General features: G+C 59.8%; 19 protein-coding genes and 1 riboswitch. Of the genes, 11 read left to right on the plus strand and 8 right to left on the minus strand.

What is annotated here, in order from left to right; translation table 11 throughout:
* Positions 1–2 precede the first annotated feature (2 nt).
* The 4 genes from cpdA to thiC all read right to left on the minus strand — a co-directional run bounded on the left by cpdA (position 3) and on the right by thiC (position 4,165).
* Positions 3–818, minus strand: coding sequence for a 3',5'-cyclic-AMP phosphodiesterase (gene cpdA / locus BMX80_RS13310; protein WP_074869310.1), 816 nt, complete (start codon positions 816–818; stop codon positions 3–5).
* A gap of 118 nt (positions 819–936) precedes the next feature.
* Positions 937–1,404 (minus strand): DUF1249 domain-containing protein, encoded by a 468-nt coding sequence (locus BMX80_RS13315; RefSeq protein WP_074869313.1) that lies wholly within the window; start codon positions 1,402–1,404, stop codon positions 937–939.
* A complete protein-coding gene (locus tag BMX80_RS13320) occupies positions 1,395–2,012 on the minus strand; it encodes an NUDIX domain-containing protein (RefSeq protein WP_074869316.1) in 618 nt (205 codons plus the stop codon). Before BMX80_RS13320 ends, BMX80_RS13315 begins: the two co-directional genes overlap by 10 nt.
* 260 nt (positions 2,013–2,272) lie before the next feature.
* On the minus strand, positions 2,273–4,165 hold the full coding sequence (gene thiC / locus BMX80_RS13325; protein WP_074869319.1) for a phosphomethylpyrimidine synthase ThiC: 1,893 nt from the start codon (positions 4,163–4,165) through the stop codon (positions 2,273–2,275).
* A gap of 53 nt (positions 4,166–4,218) precedes the next feature.
* Positions 4,219–4,323, minus strand: a riboswitch (TPP riboswitch).
* 373 nt (positions 4,324–4,696) lie between these two features.
* Here thiC and BMX80_RS13330 point away from each other — a divergent pair.
* The 4 genes from BMX80_RS13330 to BMX80_RS13345 all read left to right on the plus strand — a co-directional run bounded on the left by BMX80_RS13330 (position 4,697) and on the right by BMX80_RS13345 (position 11,212).
* Entirely contained in the window at positions 4,697–6,094 is a 1,398-nt protein-coding gene (locus tag BMX80_RS13330; protein WP_071873403.1) for a TolC family outer membrane protein, read from the plus strand.
* A 304-nt stretch (positions 6,095–6,398) separates the two neighbouring features.
* On the plus strand, positions 6,399–8,321 hold the full coding sequence (locus BMX80_RS13335) for a PrkA family serine protein kinase (RefSeq protein WP_074869322.1): 1,923 nt from the start codon (positions 6,399–6,401) through the stop codon (positions 8,319–8,321).
* A 66-nt stretch (positions 8,322–8,387) separates the two neighbouring features.
* Positions 8,388–9,659 (plus strand): YeaH/YhbH family protein, encoded by a 1,272-nt coding sequence (locus tag BMX80_RS13340; protein ID WP_074869325.1) that lies wholly within the window; start codon positions 8,388–8,390, stop codon positions 9,657–9,659.
* Positions 9,656–11,212: a SpoVR family protein gene (locus BMX80_RS13345; RefSeq protein ID WP_071873406.1), complete on the plus strand. Its 1,557-nt coding sequence runs from the start codon at positions 9,656–9,658 to the stop codon at positions 11,210–11,212. The genes BMX80_RS13340 and BMX80_RS13345 overlap by 4 nt, the downstream gene beginning before the upstream one ends.
* Here BMX80_RS13345 and BMX80_RS13350 read toward each other — a convergent pair.
* Positions 11,196–12,053, minus strand: coding sequence for a LysR substrate-binding domain-containing protein (locus BMX80_RS13350; protein WP_074869328.1), 858 nt, complete (start codon positions 12,051–12,053; stop codon positions 11,196–11,198). The two genes, BMX80_RS13345 and BMX80_RS13350, sit on opposite strands and share 17 nt — an antisense overlap.
* 106 nt (positions 12,054–12,159) lie before the next feature.
* Here BMX80_RS13350 and BMX80_RS13355 point away from each other — a divergent pair, with 106 nt between their 5' ends.
* From BMX80_RS13355 to BMX80_RS13365, 3 genes are read left to right on the plus strand one after another with little or no spacing between them, the layout of a single operon-like run.
* Complete coding sequence (locus BMX80_RS13355) at positions 12,160–13,059, plus strand: DMT family transporter (RefSeq protein WP_074869331.1); 900 nt, start codon at positions 12,160–12,162, stop codon at positions 13,057–13,059.
* Entirely contained in the window at positions 13,040–13,243 is a 204-nt protein-coding gene (locus tag BMX80_RS13360; protein WP_071873409.1) for a 2-hydroxymuconate tautomerase family protein, read from the plus strand. Before BMX80_RS13355 ends, BMX80_RS13360 begins: the two co-directional genes overlap by 20 nt.
* A 59-nt stretch (positions 13,244–13,302) precedes the next feature.
* Positions 13,303–14,538, plus strand: a complete 1,236-nt coding sequence (locus BMX80_RS13365) for a multifunctional CCA addition/repair protein (RefSeq protein ID WP_074869333.1) — start codon at positions 13,303–13,305, stop codon at positions 14,536–14,538.
* On the opposite strand, the gene folK is transcribed toward BMX80_RS13365, so the two are convergent.
* Complete coding sequence (gene folK / locus BMX80_RS13370) at positions 14,524–15,045, minus strand: 2-amino-4-hydroxy-6-hydroxymethyldihydropteridine diphosphokinase (RefSeq protein ID WP_074869334.1); 522 nt, start codon at positions 15,043–15,045, stop codon at positions 14,524–14,526. The two genes, BMX80_RS13365 and folK, sit on opposite strands and share 15 nt — an antisense overlap.
* A complete protein-coding gene (gene folB / locus BMX80_RS13375) occupies positions 15,042–15,398 on the minus strand; it encodes a dihydroneopterin aldolase (RefSeq protein WP_071873412.1) in 357 nt (118 codons plus the stop codon). Before folB ends, folK begins: the two co-directional genes overlap by 4 nt.
* An 88-nt stretch (positions 15,399–15,486) precedes the next feature.
* Here folB and plsY point away from each other — a divergent pair, with 88 nt between their 5' ends.
* A complete protein-coding gene (plsY, locus tag BMX80_RS13380) occupies positions 15,487–16,056 on the plus strand; it encodes a glycerol-3-phosphate 1-O-acyltransferase PlsY (protein ID WP_071873413.1) in 570 nt (189 codons plus the stop codon).
* 16 nt (positions 16,057–16,072) lie between these two features.
* Here the strand turns inward: plsY and tsaD are convergent, their stop codons facing one another.
* On the minus strand, positions 16,073–17,098 hold the full coding sequence (gene tsaD, locus BMX80_RS13385; RefSeq protein WP_074869337.1) for a tRNA (adenosine(37)-N6)-threonylcarbamoyltransferase complex transferase subunit TsaD: 1,026 nt from the start codon (positions 17,096–17,098) through the stop codon (positions 16,073–16,075).
* 201 nt (positions 17,099–17,299) lie between these two features.
* Here tsaD and rpsU point away from each other — a divergent pair, with 201 nt between their 5' ends.
* The 3 genes from rpsU (at position 17,300) to rpoD (ending at position 21,595) form a co-directional block, all read left to right on the plus strand.
* Positions 17,300–17,515, plus strand: coding sequence for a 30S ribosomal protein S21 (gene rpsU, locus BMX80_RS13390; RefSeq protein WP_071873415.1), 216 nt, complete (start codon positions 17,300–17,302; stop codon positions 17,513–17,515).
* Between the two features lie 162 nt (positions 17,516–17,677).
* Positions 17,678–19,588, plus strand: a complete 1,911-nt coding sequence (gene dnaG, locus BMX80_RS13395) for a DNA primase (RefSeq protein ID WP_074869339.1) — start codon at positions 17,678–17,680, stop codon at positions 19,586–19,588.
* Between the two features lie 141 nt (positions 19,589–19,729).
* Complete coding sequence (gene rpoD / locus BMX80_RS13400) at positions 19,730–21,595, plus strand: RNA polymerase sigma factor RpoD (RefSeq protein WP_071873417.1); 1,866 nt, start codon at positions 19,730–19,732, stop codon at positions 21,593–21,595.
* Positions 21,596–21,632: the final 37 nt, after the last annotated feature.

The raw sequence follows: 21,632 nt of genomic DNA on the forward strand, positions 1-21,632 counted from the left end.
AGTCAGTAACCCTTGACGCTGTAATCGACCACAAAGTCGATGCCGGTCACGCGCGACACGCCGGTTTCCAGCCCGCCATCGGGCAGCAAACGCAGCCAGCGATAGCCCGGCGGCTGAGTGTCGACCTGAAAGTCTTCACTGCCGGGGGCGAACTGCACACAGGTAGACGGCGTGGCGAGCAAGCGGTAGTGCCCGCGCAGCTGGTCAAACTCTTGGTGGATGTGCCCCCACAGCAAGCATTTCACCTGCGGTGCGGCATCTAAGCGGCTGAGCAGCGCTTGGGCATTTTTGATCCCAATCGGCTCCAGCCACTGACAACCTACCGACACCGGATGATGGTGGCAGACCACCAAGCAATGTCGCGCTCCCGCTGAAGCCAAGGCGTTATCCAACAGCTGTAATTGATCGTCACGCAGGTAGCCGGGCACGCTGCCTTCCACGCTGGTATCGAGCAAAATGACTCGCCAAGCGCCCAGATCAGTCACGGCCACCAAACGCTGATCGGCGGCGCAGAGCTGCTGCATCGGTGCCACTTCGTCGTGATTGCCGGCCAGCCAGCGCTGTGGCGCTTTAAGCGGCGCGGTCAGCTCAGCAAAGCGCTGGTAGGCCGCCATGCTGGCGTCTTGTGCTAAGTCGCCGGTGCCGAGCAGCAAATCGATCTGCGCTTGCTCGGCCTGCACCTTATCGACCACTTTGGCCAAGCTGTGCGCGGTATCCATGCCCAGCAGGCAGCCGTCAGCCTCAGCAAACAAATGGCTGTCAGATAACTGCACAACCGTCAGCGGACGGTCACTGGGGCAATCGATCAGGCTGGGCAATGCCGCCTACTCCTTACAAGCCGTGGTTACGGCACAAACTGTTCACACAGCGTAAAAGCTGACTCTTGAGCGTGGCAGGAAAAACCGCGTTTTGCTGCCAGCCACTTCACACTTCGCCTTATGACGAAAAATCCACATCCAGTGCTTCGCTACCCACGCCGCACTCACGCACTTGGCCTAACCACTCGGCCAGATAGCCATTGAGCTGGGCTTTTTCATCGGGCTGATGCATGGCCTGATTCGGGTAACCATACGCGCCATGTAAATAGCGTAGACCTTGCATGCCGCCGACTTCCGCCATGCGCGCATCGTGATACACACGCACCAACAAGCGCGGCGTAGGCAACCATGCCAAGGCGCTGTGCAAGCTAATTTGCAGCACGCTGGTGTAGGGGCATTCTTCCAGCACCTCTAGGCGCATGCGACCAAAATCTAGGCCATCGCGGGCCAGCTGCACTTCGCGCACAACGCCCGCGCAGCGCTCTGCCGGCAGCAAGCGCAGCAGGCGGTAATAGTTCGCCTCGCAGGTAGCCTGCAAACCGCACAGGTCGACCCGGTAGCGTGGTTTGGCTAACCCTACGCCCACAGCCCACGCACCTCAGCGCGATTTAGCGCCAGCCATTGCAGGGCAATAATGCTCGCGGCGTTGTCGATGCGCCCGTCACGCACGGCGGCCAATGCATCTTCTAATTCCCACACTTGCACGCGGATATCTTCGCCTTCGCATTCCAGCCCATGCACGCCGCCAGCGCCGCTGCTATCGCAACGGCCGACAAACAAATGCACGCGCTCATCCGAGCCGCCCGGCGACGGGTAATACGCCGTGACCGGCCATAAATGAGTGAGTTCAAGGCCTGCCTCTTCCACCGCTTCGCGGCGGGCGACCTCTTCGGGCTGTTCGTCTTTGTCGATCAGCCCCGCCACCAGCTCGACCAGCCAAGGGTGTTGGCTTTTATCCAGCGCGCCGATGCGAAATTGCTCGATCAGCACCACGCGGTCATGCACCGGGTCATAGGGCAGCACGCACACGGCATCGTGACGCACGAACAGCTCACGGGTAATCGGCGCGCCCATGCCGCCTTCAAATAAGGCGTGGCGTAACTGCACGCGGTCCAGACGATAGAAGCCCTGAAAGCAGGTTTCCCGCTTCAGCACTTCAACATCGGCTTGCGTTAACGTCAGCGCTTCGACCATGACGACTCCTCAGACTGTCTAACCCCAAGCCTAGCTGGCGATGCCCTGGCTTGAAAGCGGCAAAAACGACAAAGGCGCACGGTATTGTCGTGCGCCTTTGTCACCGCACAGACTGTGTGAAAACTACTGCTCTTGGCTATGCGGCGTTAAAAACAGGCTCAAAATGCTCATTTACCACACGTAAACTGCGCTTTTTCGCCTGTTTTTGCCTTGCCTAGCCTGCGCTCGCGACGTTTTCACACAATCTGCTCAGGCGGGTATTACAGCTTGTGATAGAGCTGACTGCCTTGTGCTTTGAACTCTTCGGCCTTGGCTTTCATGCCCTCTTCGACCGACAAATCCACCGCCTCAATACGCTCGCCTTGCTCTTGCGCAGCGGCGTAATCGCGCACTTCTTGGGTGATCTTCATTGAGCAGAACTTAGGCCCGCACATGGAGCAGAAATGCGCCACCTTGGCCGAGTCTTTCGGCAAGGTTTCGTCGTGATAGCTGCGTGCGGTGTCGGGGTCGAGGCCTAAGTTGAACTGGTCTTCCCAACGGAACTCAAAACGCGCCTTCGAGAGTGCATTGTCACGAATCTGCGCGCCCGGGTGCCCTTTGGCCAAGTCGGCCGCGTGGGCGGCGATCTTGTAGGTGATAATGCCGGTTTTTACGTCATCTTTATTGGGCAGACCGAGGTGCTCTTTCGGCGTCACGTAGCAGAGCATGGCGCAGCCGTACCAGCCGATCATCGCCGCACCGATGCCCGAGGTGATGTGGTCATAACCCGGCGCAATATCGGTGGTCAGCGGGCCTAAGGTGTAGAACGGCGCTTCGTCACAGCATTCCAGCTGCTTGTCCATGTTCTCTTTGATCATGTGCATGGGCACGTGACCGGGGCCTTCGATCATGGTTTGTACATCGTGCTTCCACGCAATCTTGGTCAGCTCGCCGAGGGCTTCTAGCTCGCCGAATTGCGCTTCGTCGTTGGCATCGGCAATCGAGCCAGGACGCAGGCCATCGCCCAGCGAGAAGGACACGTCGTAAGCCTTCATGATTTCGCAGATTTCCTCAAAGTGGGTGTAGAGGAAATTCTCTTTATGGTGCGCCAAGCACCACTTAGCCATGATCGAACCACCACGGCTGACAATGCCGGTCACGCGCTTGGCGGTCAGCGGTACGTGACGCAGCAAGACGCCGGCGTGAATAGTGAAGTAATCCACGCCCTGTTCGGCTTGCTCGATCAGGGTGTCGCGGAACAGGTCCCAAGTCAGGTCTTCGGCAATGCCACCGACTTTTTCCAGCGCCTGATACACAGGCACAGTGCCGATGGGCACCGGTGAGTTACGGATGATCCACTCGCGGGTTTCGTGAATGTGCTTGCCGGTGGACAAATCCATCACGGTATCTGAGCCCCAGCGGATGCCCCAGGTGAGCTTCTCGACTTCTTCTTCGATGGACGAGCCCAGCGCCGAGTTGCCGATGTTGCCGTTGATCTTCACCAAGAAGTTACGGCCGATGATCATCGGCTCCAGCTCAACGTGGTTGATGTTGGCGGGGATGATCGCGCGACCACGGGCGATTTCTTCGCGCACAAATTCCGGAGTGATCACCTTCGGGATATTCGCCCCGAAGCTGTGGCCGGGGTGCTGCTGAGCGAGCAAACCGGCTTCGCGAGCCAGCTCCAGCTTCATGTTTTCGCGGATGGCGACGTATTCCATCTCCGGCGTGATGATGCCGCGCTTGGCGTAGTGCATCTGCGAGACGTTCTGGCCGCTCTTGGCGCGGCGCGGGGTGCGCACATGGGCAAAGCGCAGCTTAGCCAGCCCGGCGTCGGCCATGCGCGCACGGCCAAACTCGGAGGAAAGCCCCGGCAGAATTTCGGTATCGCCGCGCTCGTCGATCCAACGACTACGCACATCGGCCAAGCCTTGGCGCAGGTCGATGGTCACGTTGGGGTCGGTGTACGGGCCGGAGGTGTCATACACCAGCACCGGGGCGTTTTTCTCGCCGCCAAAATCGGTGGGGGTGTCGCTTAGGCTGATTTCCCGCATCGGCACTTGGATGTCCGGACGCGAGCCGGGCACATAAATTTTGCGCGAATTAGGCAGCGGCTGAACCGCCTGCTGGTTAACCTCACCCATGGCCTTGGGTGCTTTTTGCGGGGCATTCATGCAGACACTCTCCTGCGTTATTCAGTAAGCAGGAAACAGGCAAAACGCCGGCACGGCAGGCGGTGCTTGTTTCCTCCGCGGGGATTAACCCGATCAGGTTCAACGGGCTCCGGTATGCACCGATCTCAGCCTACAACTAGGCACCCCGACAAGACGCGCTCAGTCTAACCAAGGCGCAACAACCTAGCCAGTTTGAAGACGTTAAAGACACAGCCAGTCACGCTTTCAGCACCGCGCAAGGGAGCACTGATTTAATCGGCGAACGCTTCAAGCACAAGGCGTACGGAGCGCCGCAAGTGAGGCATACCGCCTGGGTAGGCGAACTGGCGAGCACCGCACAACGAAGTGATTGTGGTGTGCAGCCATTAAATTAGCGCTTCCTAAGCGACTCACAAGTCACACAAACCAAGGCTGATGGCCTATCCTTAGCCCACTTTGGCGGCCTCGCGGCCTTTTATTTGTAATCGGCACTTGGACTTGCACCACACCGCCCCCATCATTAGCAGACTGACCATTACAGGAATTAACCCCATGCTGCGTCGACTGTCTTTCGCCATCGCCTTGGCCACAGCGTCTATGGCTGGCCACGCCGAAACCCCGGTAGCCGGCAAAACCGATCTGGTGTCTCTGTATGAAGACGCCGTTGCTAATAGCTCCGACTTAGCCGCCGCGCGCGCCAGCGCTGATGCGCGTAAAGAAGGCGTACCGCAGGCCCGTGCTGGTCTGCTGCCGCAGCTGGGTGCCGGTGCCAACTACAACGACGTGCACACCGACTTCGACAAAAGCACCACCAGCAACACCGACCGCAGCTCGCTGGTGTATCAGGCCAACCTGACTCAGCCGCTATTCCGCGCTGATCGCTGGTTCCAGCTGCAAGCCGCTGAGGCTGTGTCTGAGCAAGCGGGCCTGGAGTTCTCCGCCACCGCGCAAAACCTAATTCTGCAAACCGCCGAAGGCTACTTCGCCGTGCTGCAAGCCGAAGACAACTTGGCCGCCACCACTGCCGAAGAAGCCGCCTTCAAGCGCCAGCTCGATCAAGCGCGTGAGCGTTTTGAAGTGGGTCTGTCGGATAAAACCGACGTACTGGAAGCGCAAGCCGGTTACGACACCGCCCGCGCCAACCGCTTAAACGCCGCCAACGTGGTGGAAAACGCCCTGCAAGCGCTGACCCGCTTAACCGGCAAGTTCTACGACCAACTGGTTGGCATGGGCCACGAGCTCCCGGTTAAGCCGCCGGTACCTAACGATGCCAAACAATGGGTCGACACCGCCTTGGCGCAAAACCTTAACCTGCGCGCGTCGAACTTTGGTGTGGATGCCGCCGGCGAAAACCTGCGCCAGCAGAAGTCCGGTCACCTGCCGACCTTAGATGCCGTGGCCAGCTACAGCCAAGGCGACAACGATGGCTTTGGCCTCAACAGCGGCATCGCCGGCAGCGCCACCGCGCAAACCAGCGTGGGCTTGCAGCTGTCGGTACCGCTGTACACCGGCGGCCTGACCAGCTCTAAGGTGCGCGAAGCCACTTATCAACTAGATCAAAGCGAGCAAAGCCGCGAAAGCCTGCGTCGCCAAGTGGTGCAAAACACCCGCGACCAACACCGCGCGGTGAATAACGACATCGAGCAGATCCAAGCGCGCCGCCAGACCATCATCTCCAACCAGAGCGCGGTGGAAGCCAACGAGATTGGCTATCAGGTCGGCACCCGCAACATCGTCGACGTGCTCAACGCTCAGCGTGCGCTGTACAACTCAGTGCGTGACTACAACAACGCCCGCTACAACTACATCCTCAACAACCTGCGCTTGAAGCAAACCGCCGGCACCTTAAGCCCGGACGACCTGCAAGCCCTGCAGCAGTGGTTGAAGCGCGATTACGACGCCAAGAAAGACTTCCTGCCCGCCGACCTGGCAGAAGCCGGCAAACTGTAAGCCCGCCCACAAGCCCCCGTATGGCAGCCCCATGCGGGGGCTTTTTTTCGTCTTTTTTTCTTCGCCCAGCGGCCGCGAGCCGGCGCTTGAGGCATTTCCTTACAAATTCAGCGGTCACTAAAACCTTGCGCTGCCGCCAGAGCAACTATGCTTAGTTCAGGCCATCCAAATCAGTGGAACAGCCGGCGACTTGGCTGGCAGGTCTGACGGTCCCACCCGTCGGTGTTCGGGGGAGCACCACCGCTTCATTGCCCCTGGGCTATGCCTGCACTGCCATCGCCAAGCCGTGTGCGAGGTGCAAAGCATGAGTATCTTTAGTCATTTTCAGTCGCGCTACGAAACCACTCGGCAGGAAGAACTCTCCCTGCAAGAGTACCTAGACCTGTGCAAACAAGACCCCGGCGCCTTCGCCACCGCCGCCGAGCGCATTCTTAAAGCGATTGGCGAGCCGGAGCTGGTCGACACCTCGCGTGATCCACGCCTGTCGCGGATTTTCTCCAACAAGGTGATTCGCCGTTACCCGGTGTTTGGTGACTTCCACGGCATGGAAGACGCCATCGACCAAATCGTCTCGTTCTTCCGCCACGCCGCCCAAGGGCTGGAAGAGAAGAAACAAATCCTCTATCTGCTCGGCCCGGTGGGCGGCGGTAAATCGTCGCTGGCCGAGAAGCTCAAGCAACTGGTCGAGAAGCAGCCGTTTTACGCCATTAAAGGCTCGCCGGTGTTCGAATCGCCTTTGGGGCTGTTTAACCCCGAAGAAGACGGTGAAATTCTCGAGCAGGAATACGGCATTCCGCGCCGCTACTTAAGCAGCATCATGTCCCCGTGGGCGACCAAGCGACTGAATGAATTTGGTGGCGATATCAGCCAGTTCCGCGTGGTCAAGCTGTACCCCTCGGTGCTCAACCAAGTTGCCGTGGCGAAAACCGAACCCGGCGATGAGAACAACCAAGACATCTCCGCGCTGGTCGGCAAGGTGGATATCCGCAAGCTGGAAGACTTCCCACAGAACGACCCGGACGCCTACAGCTACTCGGGTGCCTTGTGCCGTGCCAACCAAGGCATGATGGAGTTCGTCGAGATGTTTAAAGCACCGATCAAGGTGCTGCACCCGCTGCTCACCGCCACACAAGAGGGCAACTACAACAGCACCGAAGGCTTGGGCGCGCTGCCCTTCCAAGGCGTGCTGCTGGCGCACTCCAACGAAGCCGAGTGGCACAGCTTCCGCAACAACAAAAACAACGAGGCGTTTATCGACCGTATCTACATCGTCAAGGTGCCGTATTGCCTGCGCATGAGCGATGAGATCCGCATCTACGAAAAACTCCTCACCCACAGCTCGCTGTCCGACGCGCACTGCGCGCCCGACACACTGAAAATGCTCGCCCAGTTCTCGGTGCTGTCACGCCTGAAAGAGCCGGAGAACTCCAACGTGTTCTCCAAGATGCGTGTCTACGACGGTGAGAACCTCAAAGACACCGACCCCAAAGCCAAGTCGATTCAGGAATACCGCGACACCGCCGGCGTCGATGAAGGCATGACCGGGCTTTCCACCCGCTTTGCCTTCAAGATTCTCTCCAAGGTGTTCAACTTCGACCCGCACGAAGTGGCCGCCAACCCGGTGCACTTGCTGTATGTGTTGGAGCAGCAAATCGAGCAGGAACAATTCCAAGCCGAAGTGCGCGAGCGCTACCTGCGCTTCCTGAAGGAATACCTCGCGCCACGCTATGTCGAGTTTATCGGCAAGGAAATCCAGACCGCCTATCTGGAGTCTTACAGCGAGTACGGGCAGAACATCTTCGACCGCTACGTGCTGTACGCCGACTTCTGGATTCAGGATCAGGAATACCGCGATCCGGAAACCGGCGAGATTCTCAACCGCGCTTCGCTCAACGAAGAACTGGAGAAAATCGAAAAACCGGCGGGCATCAGCAACCCGAAAGATTTCCGCCACGAGATCGTCAACTTCGTGCTGCGCGCACGCGCCAACAACAACGGCAAGAACCCGAGCTGGAACAGCTACGAAAAACTGCGCGCGGTGATCGAGAAGAAGATGTTCGCCAATACCGAAGACCTGCTGCCAGTGATCAGCTTCAACGCCAAGGCCAGCAAGGAGGATCAGCAAAAGCACAACGACTTTGTCAAACGCATGGTCGAGCGCGGCTACACCGAGAAGCAGGTGCGCCTGCTGTCGGAGTGGTACCTGCGGGTACGCAAGTCGCAATAACGCACGCTTCAGATGGCAGCGCCCAAGCCGCCTAACGGCTGGCTTGCCGCTGCCTAGGAGGAGCCTATGAGCTATGTGATCGACCGGCGCCTAAACGGCAAAAACAAAAGCACGGTCAACCGCCAGCGCTTTCTGCGCCGCTACCGCAGCCATATTAAAAAGGCCGTGGAAGAAGCGGTGACCCGCCGCTCCATCACCGACATGGAGCACGGCGAGCAAATCAGCATTCCCGGCCGCGATACCGACGAGCCGGTGTTTCATCACGGCCGTGGTGGGCGCCAGCACGGCGTGCATCCGGGCAATAAAGAATTCACCAGCGGCGACCGCATTCAGCGCCCACCGTCTGGCGGCGCGGGGCGCGGCCAAGGCAGCGCCAGCAACCAAGGCGAAGGCATGGATGACTTCGTGTTTCAGATCACCCAAGACGAGTTCCTCGACTTTATGTTCGAAGACCTCGCCCTGCCCAATCTGATCAAGCGCCACCTCACCGGCGCCGACAGCTTTAAAACCGTGCGCGCCGGTATCAGCAGCGAAGGCAATCCGTCGCGCATCAACATTGTGCGCACCCTGCGCTCGGCCAACGCGCGGCGCATCGCCCTCACCCACGGCAAGCGCAAGCGCCTAAGCCAACTGGAAGAAGAACTGGCTCGCCTGCAACGCGAAGAACCGGACAACCTGCAAGCCATTCGCCTGCTGCAAGACGACATCAGCCGCCTGCGCATGCGCATCGAAGCAGTGCCGTTTCTCGACACCTTCGACCTCAAATACAACCTGCTGATCAAGCACCCGGTGCCTACCTCGAAGGCAGTGATGTTCTGCCTGATGGACGTTTCCGGCTCCATGACGCAGGCCACCAAAGACATGGCCAAGCGTTTTTTTATCCTTCTGTACCTGTTTTTAAAGCGCAATTACGAACGCATCGATGTGGTGTTTATCCGCCACCACACCAGCGCTAAAGAAGTCGATGAAGAAGAGTTTTTCTACTCGCGCGAAACCGGCGGCACGATTGTCTCCAGCGCGCTCAAGCTGATGCACGAGGTAATCGTCGAACGCTATCCCGCCAACGAGTGGAACCTCTACGGCGCACAGGCCTCCGACGGCGACAACTGGAACGACGACTCGCCGATCTGCCGCGACCTGCTGGTCAATCAGATCATGCCGCACATGCAGTACTTCACCTATGTGGAGATCACCCCGCGCGAACACCAAGCGCTGTGGCATGCCTACGAAGAAGTGCAAGAGAGCTTCCCCGACTACTTTGCCCAGCAGCAAATCGAGTCAGCCGCCGACATTTACCCGGTGTTCCGCGAACTGTTTAAGCGGAGGGTTGAAGCATGAAAAAACGCAAACCCATTTCCACCAGCTCGGAATGGACCTTCGAGCTGATCGGCGACTACGACCGCGAACTGGCGCGCATCGCCGCCGGCTACGGGCTGGAAACCTACCCCAACCAAATCGAAATCATCAGCGCCGAGCAGATGATGGACGCCTACGCTGCCGTCGGCATGCCCATCGGTTATAGCCACTGGTCGTTCGGTAAGCATTTCTTGGCCACCGAGAAAGGCTACAAGCGCGGCCACATGGGGCTGGCCTACGAAATCGTGATTAACTCCGATCCGTGCATCGCCTACCTGATGGAAGAAAACACCTTGTGCATGCAGGCGCTGGTGATCGCCCATGCGTGCTACGGGCATAACAGCTTCTTTAAGGGCAATTACCTGTTCCGCACCTGGACCGATGCCAGCTCGATCATCGACTACCTAGTGTTTGCCAAGAATTACATCCGCCTGTGCGAAGAGCGCCACGGCATCGACGCGGTAGAGGAGCTGCTCGACTCCTGCCACGCACTGATGAACCACGGCGTCGACCGCTACAAGCGCCCTTATCCGATCTCCGCCGAAGAAGAACGCCTGCGTCAGCAAGAACGCGAAGAGGCCGTGCAACAACAAGTCAACGACTTGTGGCGCACCATCCCTCGCGCCAGCGACAAAAGCGGCAACAAAAAAGAGCCGCGCTTCCCCGCCGAACCACAGGAAAACTTGCTGTATTTCATCGAAAAACACGCGCCGCTGTTAGAGCCGTGGCAGCGCGAAGTGGTGCGCATCGTGCGCAAAATTTCCCAGTATTTTTACCCGCAGCGGCAAACCCAAGTGATGAACGAGGGCTGGGCGTGCTTCTGGCACTACACCCTGATCAACGACTTGTACGATCAAGGCTTAGTGACCGACGGCTTTATGCTGGAGTTCTTGCAATACCACAGCGCGGTGATCGCCCAACCGGGCTTCGATAGCCCCTACTACAGCGGCATCAACCCCTACGCGCTGGGCTTTGCGATGTTCCGCGACATTCGCCGCATCTGCGAGGCGCCCACCGACGAAGACCGTTATTGGTTCCCGGATATCGCCGGCAGCGACTGGCTGAGCACCCTCAAGTTCGCAATGAAAAGCTTTAAAGACGAGAGCTTTATCTTGCAGTACCTGTCGCCTAAGTTAATGCGCGAGTTCAAGCTGTTCGCCATTCTCGACGACGACCAACAGCGCGAACTGCATGTCACCGCCATCCACGACGACGACGGCTTCCGCGCCCTGCGACAAACCTTGGCCGGGCAATACAACCTCGGCAATCGCGAGCCGAATATTCAAGTGTGGAATGTCGACCGCCGTGGCGACCGTTCACTGACCCTGCGCCACACCCAGCACGAGCGTAAGCCCTTGGCCGATTCCGCCAGCGAAGTGCTCAAGCACATCCACCGCCTGTGGGGCTTCGATGTGCATTTGGAGATCATGCAGGGCGATCAGCGCGTGAGCAGCGTGCACATGCCGCCCAAACCACCCGCGCCCAGCGAGGAGGACGAACAAACCCGCATGGACTTGATCATTCCACCGATTTAGCCCGCACACTGCTTTCGGCCAACGCCAGCAAAGCCGATACCCCGGCGTGCTGGCGGGCGGCGTGCCAGACCAGATAAGTCGGCACCTGCGCTTGCTCGGCCGGCAGTGCCTGCTCATGCAGTGCCGCACGCCACGGATAACTGGCCAGCACGCTTTCCGGCACTATGCCCAAGCCCATCCCTGCGCTGGCACAGCTCAAAATCGCATGGTAGGAGTTCAGCTCGATCACTCGCGGACTCAGCGCTTGCTGCTGACACCAACGCTGCAACACGCCGCGATACGCGCAGCCTTGCCGAAACGCCAGCAAGGTATTGGGCGCACTCGCGGTGCCGACTAACACTAGGCGCTCTTGCCACAGCGCTTGGCGCTGTAACTCCGGGTGCTCGGGCGGCTCGGCGACAAACGCGGCGTCTAAAGTCTGCGCCAGCACTTGCTCGCTGAGCGGATGACTCGGCCCGGTGGCCAAGTGAATCTCCAACGCAGGATGCGCCCGATGCAGCTGCGCCAGCAACGGCGGCAAACGCACCGCCGCCGTGCTTTCCATACTGCCAACACGCAGCGGCCCGCACGGCTCATCACTGCGCGCCACCTGCACCGCCTGTGCGGCGCGACTGAGCAAGTCTTCAGCATGCCCTAATAAGCGCTCACCGGCTGGGCTTAACTGCATGCCCTTGCCTTGGCGCACAAACAACTCCACCCCTAACTGCTCTTCCAGCACCTTTAGCCGGCTACTGACGCTGGACTGCACACGGTGCAAACGCTTAGCCGCCGCCGTCACGCTGCCGGTTTGCGCCACGGTGTGAAACACCTGCAAATCACTCAATTCGGGTAAGCGCAGCATCGTCAGCTCTCTATCTATCTCAAAAACAGAACATAGCGTTCATTATTAATCGTTATTCGCGAACAAAAAAGCACCGTAGGCTTACCCCACATCAGGAGATGCCTCTATGCACAGCTTTTTAATCGCCGCCGCGACGATTCTGATTTGGATCGGCTTCATGCTCGTCTCGCGCTATGGCGCACTCAGCGCGCTCAGCCCGTGGGACATGCTCGCCCTGCGCTTGTTTCCCGCCGCCCTGCTGCTCGCGCCCTTATGGTTATGGCGCGGCCGCACCACTCTGCTGCAGCCACGTTTACTGTGTTTATCGGCGGTTGGCGGGCTGGGCTATGCCGGTTTGGTATATCAGGGTTTTGCGCAAACCTCGCTCGCCCATGCTGCGGTGCTGTTACCCGGTCTGCTGCCGTTTGCCATCGCCTTGCTCGCGTGGCGGCTACTGGCTGAGCCCTTAGGCCGCGCGCGTCGGCAGGCTTTGCTGCTGATGCTGCTCGGGTTGCTCTGCTTGGGGCTAGAAACCTGGCAGAGCCCGCAGCTGGGTTTGGGCGATCTTTACATTGTCGCCGCCACCCTCTGCTGGGCCTTGATGACTGTGCTGGTGCGACGCTGGCAAGTTGACCTGCTCACCACCATGACAGCCCTTAGCCTGCCGCCTGCCCTGCTGTATGCACCGCTGTATTTCAGCGTGCTAGGTAGCGACTGGCACGACCTGCACCAGCAACAACTGCTGCTGCAAGCCGGCTACCAAGGCGTGCTGGCCATGCTGATTGCCATGCCGCTGTACTTAAGCGCCGTGGCGCGCTTAGGCGCCGCCGGCATGGGCATGCTGATGGGGCTGATACCGCCCGCCTCGGCAGTCGCCGGCATCTGGCTGTTTGCTGAGGCATGGCAGTGGTCCACCGTGGCCGCCCTGCTGCTGGTGCTGCTGGGCGTCGCCCGCGCCAATGCCCACCTGTTTACCCGTCAACCATCCACCACACGAGAAACCACCCATGCCCTACATCAACATTAAAGTGACCCGCGAAGGCGTCACCCGCGAACAGAAACAAGCGCTGATTGCCGGCGCCACCCAGCTGCTGGTCGATGTACTCGGCAAGAACCCCGCCACCACCGTAGTGGTGATCGATGAAGTCGAGCTGGATAACTGGGGTATCGCTGGCGAGCTGGTCAGCGACCGCCGCGCGCAAGGGCGCTAGCACTGGCCGTAACCAGCGCACCGCGCGACAATGCTGCTAACCCCGTACAGAGGCAGGTTATGCAGATCTATAAAGTCGGCGGCGCGGTGCGCGATCGGTTACTCGGCAGAGCCGTCGAAGACATCGACTATGTCGTGGTCGGCGCCACGCCAGAGCAGATGCAAGCGCAGGGCTTTCGCCCCGTCGGCGCTGACTTCCCAGTGTTTTTGCACCCGAAAACCGGCGCCGAATACGCGCTGGCGCGCACCGAGCGCAAAAGCGGCGTGGGCTACGGCGGCTTTACCTTTCATACCGACCCGAGCGTGACGCTGGAAGAAGACCTGATCCGCCGCGACCTGACCATCAACGCCATGGCCGAAGATGCGCACGGCACGCTGGTCGACCCCTACGGTGGCCAGCGCGATTTGGCCGCGCGCGTGCTGCGCCATGTCTCCCCCGCCTTTGCCGAAGACCCGCTGCGTGTGCTGCGTGTGGCGCGTTTCGCCGCCCGCTTTGCCCCGCTGGGCTTTCGCATTGCCGAAGAAACCTTACAGCTGATGCGCGCGCTGGCCGAGAGCGGCGAACTGCAAGCCCTGACCGCCGAACGCGTGTGGAAAGAAACATCCCGCGCGCTGATGGAAGAACGCCCCGATGTGTACTTTCGCACCCTACACAGTTGCGGCGCACTGCGCGTGTTACTGCCCGAGGTTGAGCAGCTGTTTGGCGTGCCGCAGCCGGAAAAACACCACCCAGAGATCGACACCGGCGAGCATGTGATGCAAGTGGTCGAGCAAAGCGCCGTGCTCAATCTACCGCTAGCGGCACGCTGGGCCGCACTGCTGCATGACTTGGGCAAAGGCACCACACCGCCCAGCGAATGGCCACGGCATATCGCCCACGAAGTGCGCGGGCTAAAACTAGTCAAGCAGGTGAATGCGCGCTTTAAAGTGCCACGCGATTGCCAAGACTTGGCCTTGCTGGTGTGCGAACTGCACACCCACTGCCATCGCGCCTTCGAACTGCGCGGCGAAACGCTGCTCAAGCTATTCCAGAAACTCGATTTAAGCCGCCGCGCCGATCGTCTAGAGAGCTTTGTCGGCGCCTGCGAGGCCGACTCACGCGGGCGTAACGAGTTGGGTAAGCGGCCTTATCCGCAAGCCGATTATTTACGCGGCGCGGCGCAAGCCTACTTAGCCGTCAGCGCGCAACCGTTGCTGGAGCAAGGGCTGGAAGGCGCCGAGCTGGGCAAAGCGCTGCAAGCCGAACGCTTGCAAGCACTCAACGCCTACAAAGCCGCGCACTCAATCAGCGAGTAAATGCTGCGGGGTCAGCGCTTGCTCGCGCCAGCTAAACGCCACCGGCTGCAAGCGCTGGCTGTGCGGGTAAGCCTGCCACACAGCCGCCACCGACTCACCGCTATCGGGCAAGCATAGCGTTGGCGCAAGCTCCGCCAAGGGCCAGAGCACAAAAGCGTTTTTACGCAGCTCGGGGCGCGGCAAGGTTAGGCCGGCGTGACTGCCGTGCAAGTCGCCGTAAAGCAGGATGTCGATATCCAACGTCAGCCCTTGGCGGTCTGCGGCATAGCGACCGCTGGCTGACTCGATGGTTTTCAGCGCGGCGTCTAATTCCGCCAGCCCCAGCGAGGTCTGTGCGCCGACTACCAAGTTAAAGAACGGCCCGCTAGTGATGCCCACGGCATCGCTTTCAAACACCGGCGATAGCTGCAAGTCACCGAGCAACGCGTTCAACGCCTCCAGCCCACGGGTGAGGTTCGCCTCGCGCGCAACGTTGCTGCCCAGGCCCAAATAAACAGCGACGGTCATGCCCGCTGCCCGCGCTCGATCTGCACGCCAACGCTGGCGGCATTAGCCACTGCACCGGGTTTGCGCAGGCGAATGCGCAGCCATGGGATGTGGAACTCGGCCATCAACAAAGCCGCCAAGTCTTCCACTAAGGTTTCCACCAGCTGGTAGCTGGAGGCCTCGATAAACGCCGTCACCCGCGCCGACACGGCGGCGTAGTCCAGCGCTTTGGCCAAGTCGTCGCTCTGCGCGGCCGGGCGGTTATCCCAGCCCAAGGTCAAATCCAGCGATAGGCGCTGGCGAATATTGCGTTCCCAGTCATACACACCGATGACCGCTTGCGCTTCGAGCGCCTCAATCAATACGTAATCCACGCACACTTCTCACCGCAGGCCCCGCACGCAGGGCGACAAGGCTAGGCCTTGCTGTTTATCATCCAAGCACCACGCACAAGGGGTGCTCATGTTCTGGTTACTGGCGCTTAGCGCCTACCTGTTAGGGTCCGTCTCGTTTGCCATCTGGCTAAGCCGCTTAAGCGGTCGACCAGACCCGCGCACCTTGGGCTCGGGCAATCCCGGCGCCACCAACATGCTGCGTACCTCAAGCCGCACCTTAGCGCTGGCAACCCTACTGGGTGATTTAAGCAAAGGGCTAGTGCCTGTGCTGATCGCCCGCGCGTTGGATCTAAGCGGCCAAGAACAAGCTTGGATCGGCCTTGCCGCCGTGCTTGGTCACTTACATCCGGTGTTTTATCGCTTCCGTGGCGGCAAAGGTGTCGCCACCTCGGCCGGCATGCTGCTCGGCGTGTATCCGCCGGCGGCACTCTTAGCCCTGTCTAGCTGGGCTTTGGTGTTCTATCTGTGGCGTACCAGCTCGTTGGCTTCGATCATCGCCACGCCACTGGTGTTGCCCTTGCTCGCTTGGCAAAAGCCGAGCGCCTTACTGCCGTTTACCGTGCTGTGCGCCTTGGTACTGTGGCACCACAAGCACAACTTAAAAGATTTACTCGCCGGTAAAGAGCGGCACTTTTAATCACCCTGCTCGGCGTTTATACCGCCGGTAACTGCTCCATCGGCCAACGCGCATGCACCGCTACCTGCGGGCCATCTTGCTGCCCAGCGAGCAAACGCTGGCAGCCGGCGTAAGCGATCATCGCGCCGTTATCGGTGCAAAAGCGCGGACGGGCGTAAAACACTTGGCCGCCGAGTTTGCTCAACATAGCGCCGAGTTGCTCACGCAACTGCAGGTTGGCGCTGACGCCGCCGGCAATCACTAGCCGCTTAAGCTGAGTGTCTTTCAGCGCGCGGCGGCACTTAATCACTAAAGTTTCCACCACCGCCTGCTGGAAGGCATAGGCGATATCGGCACGCGTTTGCTCGCTGGCATCGCCAGCTGCTTGGCACTGCTGCCAGGTATTTAGGGTGAAGGTTTTTAAGCCACTAAAGCTGAAATCCAGCCCCGGGCGATCGGTCATCGGCCGTGGGAAAGTAAAACGCCCGGCTGTGCCTTGCTCGGCCAAGCGAGCGATCTCAGGCCCACCGGGATAATCCAGCCCCAGTAACTTGGCGGTTTTATCGAAGGCTTCGCCGGCGGCGTCATCCAGCGACTCGCCGAGCAGCTGATAACGGCCAATGCCATCCACACGCACTAACTGGGTATGCCCACCGGACACCAACAAAGCGACGAACGGAAATGCTGGCGGATTTTCTTCCAGCATCGGCGCCAGCAAATGGCCTTCCATGTGATGCACACCGACCGCCGGAATCCCCAGCGCGGTAGACATAGCTTGTGCAGTACAGGCGCCGACTAACAGCGCACCGACCAAGCCCGGGCCTGCGGTATAGGCCAGCGCATCGACGTCTTGCAGGCTGCAACCGGCCTCTGCCAGCACCTGACGAATCAACGGTACGGCGCGCCGTACATGGTCGCGCGAGGCCAGCTCAGGCACCACGCCGCCGTACATACGGTGCAAATCAATCTGGCTAAACAGCGCATCGGCCAATAGCCCGCGCTCGCTGTCGTACAGCGCTACGCCGGTTTCATCACAGGAGGTTTCAAGGCCTAAGACCCGCATTATCGGTTTTCCGCTGCGTTCTAAAGCGCGCCATGATAATCTCCCGCCCCGCGCAAGTCAGCCGCCGCTGGGCAAATGGCGCACGCACCCTTTGCATTGCTGCGCAACTGGCGGTAATATCCGCTCCCCTTGATTTCCGTTGCCGGGGAGACGCCTTGGTGACTCATAAATTGGCAACAAACTTTTAAAGGTACGATCTGGATGCCATTCGTCAAACTGAAAGAGAACGAACCCTTCGACGTGGCTCTGCGTCGCTTCAAGCGCTCCTGCGAAAAGGCCGGTGTACTGGCTGAAGTTCGCCGTCGTGAGTTTTATGAAAAGCCCACTACTGAGCGCAAGCGCAAAGCAGCTGCTGCTGTTAAGCGTCACGCCAAGAAGGTTTCCCGCGAGCTGCGTCGTCGCGAGCGTCTGTACTGAGTTACTGGCTACCCAGCCAGTGCTCAGCACTGCTTGCGCGGCCGCGCCTCACGGCGCCCGCGATCCACAAAACGCAACCCGCGACCACGTCGCATATGGGTTGCGTTTTGTCGTTGTCCTGCCCGATAGTTTTTAGCCCCACGTGAACACAGCGAACCCTGCATGGCCGGCTTGATCCCGCAACGCTTTGTGGATGATCTGCTCGACCGCGTCGACATTGTCGAGGTGGTTGGTTCGCGTATCCAGCTGAAAAAAGCCGGCAAAAACTACAGTGCCCGCTGCCCGTTCCATAACGAGAAAACCCCCTCGTTCAGCGTCAGCCCCGACAAACAGTTCTACTACTGCTTTGGCTGCGGCGCCGGCGGCAATGCGCTGAGCTTCTTGATGGAGCACGACCACCTGCCCTTCCCCGAGGCAGTGGAAGACCTCGCGCGCCGCGCAGGTCTTGAAGTACCCCGCGAAGACAGCCGCCCCGGTAAACCGAACCAGCCGCGCCAACCGAAAGACTCGCCGCTATACCCGCTACTGGAAGCCGCCACACAGTTTTTCAAACAAGCACTGCGCAATCATCCAGCCAAAACCAAGGCGGTGGAGTACCTGAAAAAACGCGGCCTTTCCGGCGAAATTGCCCGCGACTTTGGCTTAGGTTTCGCCCCGCCCGGCTGGGACAACCTGATGCAGCACCTAGGCGGCGACAGCCTGCAACAAAAGGCGCTGATCGATGCCGGGCTAGTGGTGGATAACGCCGAAAGCGGGCGCCGCTATGACCGCTTCCGCGATCGCATCATGTTCCCGATCCGCGACAGCCGCGGCCGAGTGATCGCCTTTGGCGGCCGCGTGCTAGGCGATGACAAACCTAAGTACCTGAACTCGCCGGAAACTCCGGTCTTCCACAAAGGCCAAGAGCTCTACGGGCTATACGAAGCGTGCCAACACAACCGCCAGCTCAACGAGCTGATTGTGGTGGAAGGCTATATGGACGTCATCGCCCTCGCCCAGCAAGGCCTGCGCAATGCCGTAGCCACCCTCGGCACCTCGACCAGCGAAGAACACCTCAAGCGCATGTTCCGCCTCGTACCGCAAGTGCTGTTTTGCTTTGACGGCGACAAAGCCGGCCGCGCCGCCGCTTGGCGCGCCCTCGAGGCCGCCCTGCCAACGCTCGAAGACGGCCGCAAAGTGCGTTTTTTGTTTTTGCCCGAAGGCGAAGACCCCGACACCCTGATCCGCGCCGAAGGCCTTGACGCCTTTCAAGCACGCATCGTGCAGCACGGCATGCCGCTGGCCGATTACTTCTTCCAGCAATTAAGCCGCGAAGCCGACCCGCAGAGCCTTGAAGGCAAGGCCCACTTCGCTACCCTCGCCGCGCCAATGATCAACAAGGTACCCGGCGAAAAACTGCGCAGCCTGATGCTTAAGCGCGTCAGTGAACTCACGGGCCTGGACAGCAGCGACTTGGAAATTCCCGCCAAACCCGCCGGCGAAAACGACTACCCCAGCGACTATTTCAACAACACCGACAGCCACGACGCGCCGCCGGCCTACGCCGATGCCAGCGCCCACGTCGGCGACGGTGAACCGCGCCAATGGCGCAAAGAAGGCTTTAAAAAAGGTGATTTCAAAGCTGGCAACCGCTTTAACCGCGACCGTCGCCCGCCACCGCGTGAAGCCATTAGTGTCGAACCACCGCTGCTCGGCGCGCTGCGCTGCCTGCTCAAGCAGCCCGCGCTAGCCCAAGAAGCCGGCGACACGCAGATTTTGGCGGGCGGCGACGACCACTACAGCCACCTACTCGCCGCCTTGCTGGAGTCGCTACGCAAGCACCCCGAGCAAACCACAGTGCACCTACTGGCGCGCTGGCACGGCACCGAGCAAGGCAAATTACTCAGCGCCTTGGCGCAGCGCGAATGGCTGATCAGCGATGACAACCAACGGCAATTATTCCTCGACAGCTTGCAGCATTTAATTCGCCAACAGCGCGACAAACGCTTAAGCCAACTGATCCAGCAATCGCGCGACAGCAGCCTAAGTGACGCGCAAAAAGACGAACTGCGTCTACTCTTGAGTCAACGCTGAATGACTCAGCACGCCAGCCAACAGCCTGTTTTAGCGGCCTCAGCGCCCACTCTCCGTGGCTTGACTGGCAATTCACACACGCTTGGCGGTATAATGGCCAGCTTGATTTTTCACCCTTGACTTGCCTCGCAAAGGGTCGACATGTCCGTAAAAGCTCAACAGCAATCCCGTCTTAAAGAACTTATCGCTCGTGGCCGTGAACAAGGCTACCTGACCTATGCCGAAGTGAACGATCACCTGCCGGACGATATCTCCGATCCGGAACAGGTCGAAGACATCATTCGCATGATCAACGACATGGGGATCACTGTTTACGAAACAACTCCCGATGCCGATACCCTGCTGATGGCCGAGTCCGATACGGACGAATCCGCCGCAGAAGAAGCTGCCGCCGCTCTAGCCGCCGTGGAGACCGAAGCCGGTCGCACCACCGACCCCGTGCGCATGTACATGCGTGAGATGGGTACCGTCGAGCTGCTGACCCGCGAAGGCGAAATCGTCATCGCCAAGCGTATCGAAGAAGGTATCCGTGAGGTCATGTGCGCCATCGCCATGTTCCCCGGCACCATCGACGGCGTTTTGGCCGAATTCAATCGCCTGCTCGAAGAAGGCGGTCGCCTGACCGACCTGTTCATTGGCTACATCGACCCCGATGACGGCCAGCCCGGCGAAGAAAGTGACGACATCGACGGCGCTAATCTGAAAGACGATAACAGCGACGACAGCAGCGATGACGACGACGATGACGACGACAGCGATGGCGACGACAGCGACGACGACAACAGCGCCGACGGCCCAGACCCAGAAGAAGCCAAACTGCGCTTTGGCGCCGTGGCCGAACAGCTGGAAGCCCTCAACAAGCTGCTGAAGAAGCACAAGCAACGCGACCACGCCAAAGTGGTTGAAGCTCAAGAGCTGCTCGGCACCCTGTTCATGCCGATCAAGCTGGCCCCCAAGCAGTACGAGGCGCTGATCGAAACCGTGCGCAGCGCACTCACTCGCGTACGTGAGCAAGAGCGCGCCATCATGCAGCTGTGTGTGCGTGACGCGCGCATGCCGCGTGGCGACTTCCTCGGCAGCTTCCCCAGCAATGAAGTGGAGCTGAAGTGGGTCGACGGCGTGCTGAAAGGCAAGCCGAAATACGCCGAAGCGCTGAGCGCGCACCGCGACGAAATCGTCCGCTGCCAGCAACGCCTGATCGAGCTGCAAGACGAAGTGCAGCTGAGCATCGCGCAGATCAAAGACATCAACCGCCGCATGTCGATTGGCGAAGCCAAAGCCCTGCGTGCGAAGAAAGAAATGGTTGAGGCCAACCTGCGCTTGGTGATCTCGATCGCCAAGAAGTACACCAACCGTGGCCTGCAGTTCCTCGACCTGATTCAGGAAGGCAACATCGGTCTGATGAAGGCGGTGGACAAGTTCGAATACCGTCGTGGTTATAAGTTCTCGACTTACGCCACTTGGTGGATTCGTCAGGCCATCACCCGCTCGATTGCCGACCAAGCGCGCACCATCCGTATTCCGGTACACATGATCGAAACGATCAACAAGCTCAACCGTATTTCCCGCCAGATGCTGCAGGAAATGGGCCGCGAGCCGACCCCGGAAGAACTGGGCGAGCGCATGGACATGCCTGAGGACAAGATCCGCAAGGTACTGAAGATCGCCAAAGAGCCGATCTCCATGGAAACCCCGATTGGCGATGACGAAGACTCGCATCTGGGCGACTTCATCGAAGACAGCACCATGCAGCTGCCCATCGATGTCGCCACCATCGAGAGCCTCAAAGAAGCCACCCGCGACGTACTCTCTGGCCTCACCGCGCGTGAAGCCAAAGTACTGCGCATGCGCTTCGGCATCGACATGAACACCGACCACACCCTTGAGGAAGTCGGCAAGCAATTCGACGTCACGCGTGAGCGTATCCGTCAGATCGAGGCTAAGGCGCTGCGCAAGCTGCGTCACCCGTCGCGGTCCGATCACCTGCGCTCGTTCCTCGACGAGTAAGCGCTAGTTGCTTGTTCAACGCCCGGCTCTGCCGGGC

The organism is Atopomonas hussainii, assembly GCF_900109735.1.
Taxonomy (GTDB): domain Bacteria; phylum Pseudomonadota; class Gammaproteobacteria; order Pseudomonadales; family Pseudomonadaceae; genus Atopomonas; species Atopomonas hussainii.